2 protein-coding genes are annotated in these 1,083 nt (G+C 54.4%); both read right to left on the reverse strand.

Annotated features, from left to right (window positions below; all coding sequences use genetic code 11):
- Positions 1-506: hypothetical protein (locus tag ACP5J3_RS14845; RefSeq protein ID WP_428496386.1), on the reverse strand; the 506-nt coding region annotated here is incomplete at its 3' end.
- 23 nt (positions 507-529) lie between these two features.
- On the reverse strand, positions 530-1,083 hold a 554-nt coding region (locus ACP5J3_RS14850), incomplete at its 5' end, for a glycosyltransferase (protein ID WP_428496387.1).

The following is a 1,083-nucleotide window of genomic DNA, read 5'->3' on the forward strand; positions in this document are numbered from 1 at the left end:
GCCGGCGTGCCTCCGCAGTCTGTGGGGAACTGCACTCTTATCCAGTCTCCGCCGTAGGCTACGAAGCCCCGCGGATCTGCGAACTGTGCTGTGGCCCAGACGTTTCTGTACTGTCCAAGTATGCCGTTGTAATACGTGATGTTAATTAGCCAGCCCTGGTACCAAATCTCCTTGGGGATGGTACTGGGTGGTGGGGCTACACCTGGGCCGGGTGCGAATACGTCTACGTTCTTATACCAGAGGCTTATGTTGTAGAGGCCGTGTATAAGTTCGCCGAATATGGAGAACCCAATAGTTAGGTTTCCGTTTCTTTCGTATGGGTATAGGGTGTATCTGTCTGAGTTCAGTTTCCCTAATACGAGGTAGTACCAGCTGGCTGGGTCGGGGGCGTTGTTGGGGTTTGCCCAGCCTAGCGGTTTGATTTCTTCTGGTGGTGTGGCAGCTATAGCTAAGGCGGTGATTATTAGGACTGTTGCTACTAGTGGTATTAGTTTTGAGTTGTGCATAAGTTTTGAGTTGTGGGGGGTATTTAAGTATTTCGCCTATAATAGGCACAGATTGCGTTGATTAACTGGGCTAGGTGCTCTTCGTCGCGGAAGGTGGTGGTTTTTCTGTATTTCGAAATTGCAAGGTTTTCTGGGGTTATTACGTGGGGGACTCCGCAGGTTTTGGCCTCGGTGATGACGTGGCCCCATGCCTCTGTGTAGGAGGGGACTTTCAGGGCTATGGCTCCGCGGTAGACGTTGGGGAGCTCCTCTCTCGGCACTTTTCCGAGGTAGGTGACCTGTGGGTGTCTTGCCAGCTTTTCCACTAGGGCTCGCATGGGGCCGTCTCCGGCTATCCACAGGGGGCACGGGGCGCCCGCCCTCAGGTATGCTTTGATGAGTCTGTCTATTCCCTTTTCTGGAGATAGGCGGCCTACGTAGAGGAGGTACTGGCGGGGGTTGTTCCGGGGGTTTGGTGGGCATTTAAAGCTGGGCGGGGGGGCCGCGGCGAAGCGCATTTTTCGGCGGTAGCGGGCGTATACCTCGGCGCTTACCGTTACTACGTCTCTTGCCAGTGCCCACGACAATATTTCCATTG

This window comes from Pyrobaculum sp., assembly GCF_049971835.1.
Taxonomy (GTDB): domain Archaea; phylum Thermoproteota; class Thermoprotei; order Thermoproteales; family Thermoproteaceae; genus Pyrobaculum.